Origin of the sequence: Methanobrevibacter sp., from assembly GCF_045644645.1 — an archaeon.
GTDB lineage: Archaea > Methanobacteriota > Methanobacteria > Methanobacteriales > Methanobacteriaceae > Methanocatella.
In genome coordinates, this window is sequence record NZ_JAZRHE010000076.1 from 1 (window position 1) to 9865 (window position 9865).

Genomic DNA, 9865 nt, shown 5'->3' on the forward strand with positions numbered 1-9865 from the left:
AGCAAGAGATTTGATTTCCAAAACAGCATCAGTACCATTAGTCATGTTACCGATGGTCCAAGTACCAGTAGCATTATCATAAGTACCATTACCAGTAGTCCAACCAATAATCACAAAATTATCATGGAAATCATCATCGAAGAGATCAGTCAAATTGACATAAGTAGCATTAGTACCATTACCAGCATTATGAACAGTAATAGTCCATGTAGCAACATCATCAACGAAATACTCATCCTTATCACTGACAATATCTACAGACAAATCAGTAATAGGAACAGGATATACAGTACGGCTAACAGTCCTCTCAGTACCATTAGGGCCAATGAGAGTTAAATTGTTAGTCAAATTACCAATATAGGCAATATCATTTCTGCCAGTTACATTATCAATGAAGGTCTTGTTTGTAATTAGATCACCGAGACCAACTACCCTTACCTTAATAGTAATTATGGCAGGAACACCCGGATTAATACTGGTTATATTCCAAATGAGTTTATTACCTTCTTGTTTAAAACCAAGAGGTTTGGCACCGATTAAATTCACAAGGCCAATATACTCCAATCCATCAGGTAAGCTATCGATAACTGTCAAATTCTTTTCATAAGGGAAATTTCCTGTATTATTAATAGTCAAATTATATTCAACCTCATCATAATAATTAGGAGTTATATTGCTAACTGTTTTCTTAGGTTCAGGAAGAGGAACAACTCTAACTGTCCTTTCAGCTACATTATTTGTTTCATCCCATTCAGCTTCATTGCAAGTGACTACAGCAACATTTGTAACATCACCATAAAGTCTTGTGGCAGTAGTTTTAATTACTAATTGAGCATCAGAATTTAGACCCATATTTCCAACAGTCCAAACATTAGTATCTGGATCATAACCGGAACCTTCATGACTCTTATACTCGAATTCATGCTGTAGAATATCATTTAAAACTACATTTGTAGCTTCACAACCTTCACCGTTATGAACTGTAATGGTAATGGTTGCTTCTTCACCATCATGATATTCCTCTTTGTCACTGCTTTTATTGACAGTTAAATTCAAGTGTTTTTCCCTATAGTCAAGCTCCATTAAATTGGTAATATGTGTAACATTAATTGTTGCACGGGAAATGATTTCTATAGTGGAAACTTGACCGGAAACCATGTCTCCAATAATCCATGTATGATTACGATCATCATAGGTACCCTGTGAAGCATCAGGAACTGTATGTGGCTCTAGCTCAAATTCAAATGGGAATGAATGAATTAAAACAACATCATGAATTGTATAATCACCATTATTGGTCACGGTAATAGTCCAAGTAGCTAAATCTCCTTCATCATACCTATCTTTTTCAGGACTAACAACCCTATCGATAGACATGTCCACATTTTTTTCCTCACAGTCTATATGAACAATATGATCCAATCTTTCTATGTCACTTTCTACAAGAGCATAAATCACCAAAGTAGCTTCAGTACCATTGCCCATGAATCCAATAGTCCATATACCGGTGTGACTATTATAGGTACCGTTATCAGTAGTACAATTTATAAACTCAAAGTCAGAAGGCAATATGTCATCTACAATGACATTGGTTGCATTGGTACCATTAGCGGCGCTTTTAACAGTAATTGTCCATATGGCAATGTCATCATCAAAGTATTCCCCCTTATCGCTTGTCTTTGTAATCTCCAAATCAACATGGTCGAAAATTTCAAAAGTTGTGTAATTTCTAATTTCCTTGTAGTTCCAGTCGTCAGGGTGCAAGGCGCTGACTGTGTATCTGCCTACCCCTAATTTGGATTTAGGCAATGTGACATAAATATCACCATAAAGGTTTGTTGTAATATTAGTAGTATTATATATTAAGTTACCTTCTTCGTCTGTCACATTAATATGAAGAAGCTGGTGGTATTCACGGTCATCCTGATACAGTTTTGTACCTGCCTCACTCATCTCAACACCATCTACAGGATATTCGAATTCATTTTCAAGTGTATGTAGCTCTTTGCCATAACTGTTTACATAGGTTACATTCTTCAATCTGATTTGGTCGTGAGATGCATTATTGTGAATAGCATTAAGCATGTTGTCCCCACCATAGTGAACAACCTCGATTTCTATATCTGAAGTATTATAAAGACTTATATCAGGTTCGGCAACAGTCAGTAAAACATAACTCCATGCCTGATTTTCTCTATATATGTCATTAATAACTGTTAAATTGTTTCCAGTAGAATATAATGCAGATCCGTTACGGGCCTTGTTGTGTTCAAAATCATTGTTGGTAGTAAGTGTATTGTTACCTATTACAAAAACGGCCCCTCCAAGACCAGAATATTCACTTGAATCATGAGGTACAGCTTCATTGTTAGTAAAGTTATTGTTGTTGAAATCAGTGTTACTTCCATCGACGTATACCGCACCGCCCTGATAGGTTACATTATTCCCTTTAAAATCAGATCCGTTGACTATAGTATTTCGACCTCTAACATAAATACCTCCACCATTCCTAGCAGTATTATTGGCGAAGCCACTATCATAAAATACAGTATTATCCCCATGAATATAAGCGCCAGCACCATCACTAGTAGCTTTATTAACTATAAAATTGGAATCAGAAATTACAGTTTTATTACCTTCAATATAAACACCGGCACCCTGAACTGCCTCATTATCTGTAAAATTGGAATCGGAAATTTTTGTTTCCAAACCTTTTACATAAACGGCTGCACCAAAAAGAGCATCATTATCTGTAAAATTAGAACCAGAAATCTTAGTTCTGGAACCTTCAATATAAACAGCAGCCCCATGATAAAATGCTTCGTTATGCTCAAAGATAGAATCTGCAATTGCTGTATCGTTCCCTTCTATATAAACACTAGCGGCGCTATCATATGCATAATTATAATCAAAAGTAGAACCTCTAATTGTTGTATTGTTCCCTTTTATATAAACAGCACCATCGTCACTTTCATGATAATAGAATCTTGAATTAGTAACATTAGTTCCGGAACCCTCAATATAAACTGCGGCACCATTACCATATTCAGCAGTATTTTTAGTAAAATTACAGCCTATAATGGTTGTATTATCACCTTTAACAAATATGGCACCACCGTTTCCGGAAGCTCCTTTACTGTATGGAGGAAAATGACAATCATGTTCATAAGCCAAGTTATTTTCGAAATAACAATCTTGAATAGTAACATTATTTCCTTCAATATTGTTACCTGCAAATGAAATATCATCAATGGTATTCTTATCTTTACTAATTCCACCAACCATTATAGCGGTACCCTGTCCACCAGTATTATTAATGAATTCACAATTTTTAACAATTGTACCATCCTGACTGATACCAATACATGCACCATAGTCTTCAGTAGCCACACAATTAATGAATTTACAATTTTCGACTATTTCTGGAGAAGGCAATGTTAAATATTCATAATCCTTAAAAGATGAATGGAGATATATCGCAAACCATGCGGAGGTAATATTAATGAAATTGGTATTTGTTATAGTGGTAGTAATAACTCCATTACTTATTACTCCAGGACCCCAGTCGGATCTATCGGAAACACATAAAGCACCACCATGATGTCCGGATGTTGTATTAATAAAATTACAATCCCTAATTTCACAGCCCATCATTGCACCAAATTGGCCATTACCATCACTTGGTTTTCCATCAACGTCTGAATAAGTCTGATTACAATAAGTAAAATTAACATTAATAAGGTGGAAAGGAATATGGTTATGACCAACACAGCAGATAAACTGATTAACAGAAGTACATTGGGTTATATGAGAATTTGTATATGAACCTCCCTCTTGAAACCACATGAACTGACCGTTAACATCAATATTTTTAAAGTTTACATTATTAAAGTTAGCATTTTGAAAAATAAAATTGTAACCGGCATCAGTGAATTTAGCTCTTAAATTAGGATTGGACTCACTTCCACCAACTACATTAACATTACTAATTCTAAGATTTCGACCACCGGCATAAGAACCAGAGAATGAATTTCCCTGAAGGTATACAGTACCTCCACCCCTATTAGAAACTGTTTGCATTGCAGTAATTATATCCCCAACAGTTTTACCGGGGCCTAAATATTCATCGTTGGGACCACTTAAAATCTGATTTTCATTAGCAAAATATCCGTCATCGACAGCTGCTAAAATCTGAGTTTCATCATCTAAGCAACCATCATCGACAGCTGCTAAAATTTCAAGTTCATCAGCCAAATATTCATCATTATTCGCACTCAAGATCTGAGCTTGATCGCTTTTTTCCGTTTCCCCTGTATTTTGGGATTCATCAGTCTGGCCTATAGATGATGAATCCTCATTTGAAATAATTTCCGTATTTTCGGCAAGTATGTTCTCTTCAGGAACAGTAGATAATATCATGCTTTCATTTGTGTCTACATCGTTTGTTGAAGTGTCACTTGCATTTACAAACGAAACTGAAAAAATCATAAAAAATAGTATTAAAGTGAAAAATAAACTTCTCTTTAATCGCATAATGTTCCTCATAAAATTTATTCAATTTTTAAATTTTAATTTAATGAACATTTTGCTTCAATAGTAATAAAATATACGTAAAAATCAATGAAAGGATACAGTTGTATCTATAAAATAGTTTGTTTTTAACATATATATAAGTAATGTTCAAGTAGAAAATATCAGTATAAAAAGTGCTGTAAAAATTTACAATAGAATAAAAAAAAAAGTATCTGTAAAAAAAATAACTATTATCAGCCATGCATAAACCAAATCGATTTAAGATAACTGACAAGATTTTCATCAACTACATACCAAAAAGGATTTTTCGATACGAGAATAGCTATTTAATTATCATTAGGTTATTAAAACCTTTTTAATCATTATTCACCTTAAACCTAGCAATTTATCCAAGCCGAATAATGATGCAGTTTTTGCTAGATCTGCACTAGAACTGAATCATGACTTAACATGATTAAGACTGTTGGTCAAAAGCCTTGAGATTTTTCTAAACAAATAGAAAAATTTTATTACTTTCATTAAATTTTTCAAAATATTCTTAATACTATTTTGTACAAAATTTTCATTAACACACATGTCCTAATCATATTTTCTACAATCCAAACATATGTATGATTATTTATTCAGTTAAATGAATATAAATCTTGCTATTTGGAATTTACATAATTTTTTTTAAAAATATAAAGTATATTATGGACATTGGTAAAGAATATTTGGAAATTAATAAAAATGATTAAAAAAAATAGCGGAGAATTAAGATAAATTTTAAAAAATTGAGTAAAGTTTAGTATACATAATCGCCATTGCTAAAATTGGTTGTGACATATAGATTAACGCTTACGGCCAGGTTTCTTTTATATATATGGTATAATTATATCAAAAGAACAGTTATTAAAATAATCTATTGGACAAAATTAATTAAAATAATGATTGGTTTCTGCAAGCAAACGTACAGTAAAAATCCATAAAAAATAAAAAATATGGGAAAATAATTATATTTCCCAAATCTAATCTTTTCTTCTTAATGTTACACCAACAACTGCAAGCAATGCCAAAAGAACCATTACAATAGGGTTACCGGTGGCATGCATAGTGGCAGGAGCCTCTGAAACCGGAGATTTCGCAGCTGCAGGAGCAGGACTAACAGGTTCAACAATGACAACAGATTTATCCTTATTGTTATCCTCATTAGGGTCAGGAGTGTCACTGACAACTACAGCAGCATTGATAACAGTACCTGCAGACAACGCCTTAAATTCAAGTGTTAAAACAGCACTCTCACCGTTTTCCATATCACCAATAATCCAAATACCGGATACAGGATCAAACAAGCCTTTAGAAGCGCCAGATGAAATATACTCAATATCACCCATAGCAACATCAGCTACACGAACGTTTTTGGCAACGCCAGGACCATGATTAATCACAGTAATGGTCCAGACAATCTTGTCACCGACTTTAACCTTTTCAACATTTGCCTTTTTGACAATTTCCAAATCAGCACTTGGTTTTGAAGGTTCAGGAGTTACACTTTCATTATCCCTATTGTTGGTCTCATTTGGATCGTATGTGGAACTGGTTGCAACAACAATGTTTTCAATAACGCCGCTTGAAGCGGTAACTTGAGTAGTTAAAACCAAAACCTCCACATCATCATTGTTTAAATCTCCAACAGTCCAGATTCCATTTTCATATGCGCCTTTAGAACCTCTGGCAGAGATTAATTTTAATCCGGCAGGCAAGTTTTCTGCAACTGAAACGTCTTCAGCCATATCCGGACCGTTATTGGTTACAACAACAGTCCAGGTAATAATATCTCCTTCAACAGGATTCTGATCGGAAACATATTTAATAACTACAATATCGGCTTCCGGCTCAATTTCCGCAGTGTCATTATCCCTGTTGTTGGTTTCATTTGAATCCGGAGTAGTGGAATTGACAACAGCCACATTGGTAACATTAGCATTAGTAATATTAACAATGGTTGTAATCACTAAAAATTTAAATTCTCCGTTGTTTAAAGTTCCAACAGTCCAAATACCTGTTGCAGGGTCATAATCCCCATCAGAGCCAACAAAAATCAAACCGGCAGGCAACTTATCACTAACAGTCACATCTTCAGCCATATCAGGACCGATGTTCATTACAGCAATAGTCCAGGTAATGACATCGCCCTTATGAGGATTTGAATTGGATACGATTTTCACGATTTCCAAATCAGCCAAAGGACCGACCTTAGTGGTATTGTTAGCCTTATTGTTTTCCATATCCGGATCGTAAGTACCGCTAGTAACAGAAACATTATTGACAATGACTTCATTGGTAGTGTTCACTTTAGTTATGATATGTAAAACACGTACTTCACCACTTGCCAAATAATCAATGGTCCAAATACCGGTTGCAGGATCATAATCACCATCAGCACTAATGAAAATCAATGTATCAGGCAAATTATCTTTAACAAGAACATTTTCAGCGCTGTCAGGACCTTTATTGGACATTGTAATAGTCCATTCAACAATCTGATCTTTAACAGATTCACGAGCATCTACTTGCTTAACAACACCAATATCAGCTTCAGGAGGAATGCTTGTAGTATTATTCGCCTTATTGTTGGTTAAATCAGGATCATGAGTAGTTGAATTAACAACAGCAACATTAGTAACATTTGCATTAGTAATATTAGCAATAGTTGTAATTACTAAATATTTGGACTCTCCATTATCCAAATCACCAACAGCCCAAATACCGGTTGCAGGATTATAATCCCCATCAGCACCTACGAAGATCAAACCTCTTGGCAGGATATCAATAACATATACGTTTTCAGCCAAATTAGGGCCGTTATTGGTAACAGCAATAATCCAAACAACAGCATCGCCTTTATGGACAGTGCCATTGGAAACAAACTTGACAACTTCCAAATCTGCAAATGGAACATTTATTGTACAGTTAACAGTTTTTGTTGTGCCGTCAGGACCAACAACAGTCAAATTATTAGTCAAACTACCAACTTCATTGACTTTAGCTCTAACGGTAATGACAGCAGGAGCTTTTGAATCAATATTGGTTAAAACCCAAGTGAGTGTGCTTTCATCAAAGCTTACAACTTCAGCACCGGTTACGCCATCGACGCCAACAAACTCCAATCCTGCCGGCAAACTGTCAACTACTGTCAGATTGTTAGTATAAACAGTAGTGCCGACATTAATAATAGTTAAATTATACAGAATTTCCTCATGATAATAAGGCTCGGCATTATCAACTGTCTTGACCGGATTAGGAATCTCAACAACATCAACGGATTTATCATCGAGGTTATTTTCATAATTCCATTCATCCTCTTTACAGAATGTTTGTACAAAGTTATAGATTTCTCCTCTAGGAGCTTTAGCACGAGAAACAATGGTTAAAGTAGCATCAGTACCATTGCCCATAGAGTCAATTTCCCACATATATTCATTTCCAATCCATCGTTTAAAAGTACCTTCGCTAACAGTCCAGGAGATAATTTCGAAGAAATCACTTGGGAAAAAGTCATCTATATAAACCTTAGTAGCATCAGTACCATTGGCAGCATTATAAACAGTTACGGTCCAAATTGCAATATCTCCAACGAAATACTCATCCTTATCACTTGTTTTAACAACTGACAAATCAGTCAACGGCTTGGTTTCGACTGTATCATTGTCTTCGTTGTTGGTTTTGTCAGGATCGTAAGTGTCGGATGTCACATTAGCAATATTTGTAACGTTAGTGTTATATGCTACAACTTTGGACACGATATTTAAAGCAGCCCATTCTTTAGCTGATAGATTGCCAACCTTCCATATACCAGTTTTGCTATCATATGCACCTTCGCCATCATCAGATACATAAACCAAACCGGCAGGCAAAACATCCTCAACAATTACATTTACGGCAGTGTCTGGACCTTTATTGAATACAACAATAGTCCAATTAACCTCATCGCCGTAATATGCTTGTGAAACTGAAGCAACTTTTGCAATCTCTACATCAGCCATAGGAGGAACTTCAATAGTGTCATTGTCCTCATTATTGGTTTTATCAGGATCATAAGTGTCTGAAGTCACAACAGCAACATTTGTAATGTTAGCATTGGATATGGCAACTTCAGTAGTAATTTCCAAAGTTGTGAAAGTCCTGCTTTCTAAAGTACCTATAGTCCAAACATTATTCTTGTATTTGCCGTTGGAATCGTCTTTAATGTAAATCAATCCTGCAGGCAACACATCAGTTACAACAACATCGACTGCCCTGTCAGGACCATTATTAATCACAAAAATAGTCCAGGTGATAATGTCTCCTTTATTAGGAGTAGGATTGGATACAATCTTTTGAATAGACAAATCAGCTTCATGGCCAACATCAATGGTCGCACTGTCATTGTTGTTAGTCAAATCAGAGTCAGGAGTATCGGAAGTCACATTAGCAACATTAGTAATGACAGCATCAGTAACATTAACTTGAGTCCTGATTCTTAATGTTGCACTGCTTCCGTTAGCCAAATCACCAATAGTCCAAACATTATCAGCATAATTTCCATCACTATCAACGAAAATCAAACCAGCAGGAATAACATCCCTCATTACAGCATTTACAGCAGTGTCAGGCCCATTATTGGTTACAGTAACAGTCCAGACGATAATGTCTCCAATTTTAGGATTATGATTGTCAACAGACTTCTTAATCACTAAATCCACAATAGGATTAACTTCGACAGTGTCATTATCCTTATTGTTGGTTTCATTTGGATCATAAGTGTCTGAAGTCACAACAGCAACATTTGTAATGCTAGTATTGGATACACTTACTTTAGCTACAATATTTAAAACCAATCCTCTGCCGCTGTGCAAATCACCAACCTTCCACAAACCGGTTTTACTATCATATGCCCCATTACCATCATCGGAAACATAAATCAAACCAGCAGGTAAATTATCATTAACAACCACATTAACCGCATCATCAGGACCATGATTAACAACAGTAATAGTCCAAGTAATCTCATCACCGTAAAATGCTTCTGGAATAGAAACAACCTTGGTAACTTCCACATCAGCCATAGGAGGAACTTCAATAGTGTCATTGTCCTCATTATTGGTTTCATTAGGGTCATGTGTATCTGAAGTCACAACAGCAACATTTGTAATATTAGCATTAGATATGACAACCTCGGTAGTAATTTCCAAAGTTGTGAAAGCCCTGCTTTCCAAAGTACCTATAGTCCAAACATTATTCTTGTATTTGCCGTTGGAATCATCTTTAATGTAAATCAATCCTGCAGGCAACACATCAGTAACAACAACAT

At 35.3% G+C, this 9865-nt stretch carries 2 protein-coding genes; both read right to left on the minus strand.

Annotated features, from left to right (window positions below; translation table 11 throughout):
- On the minus strand, positions 1–4488 hold a 4488-nt coding region (locus ACKI4K_RS04400; protein WP_407422671.1), incomplete at its 3' end, for a right-handed parallel beta-helix repeat-containing protein.
- Between the two features lie 1052 nt (positions 4489–5540).
- On the minus strand, positions 5541–9865 hold a 4325-nt coding region (locus ACKI4K_RS04405; RefSeq protein ID WP_407422673.1), incomplete at its 5' end, for a hypothetical protein.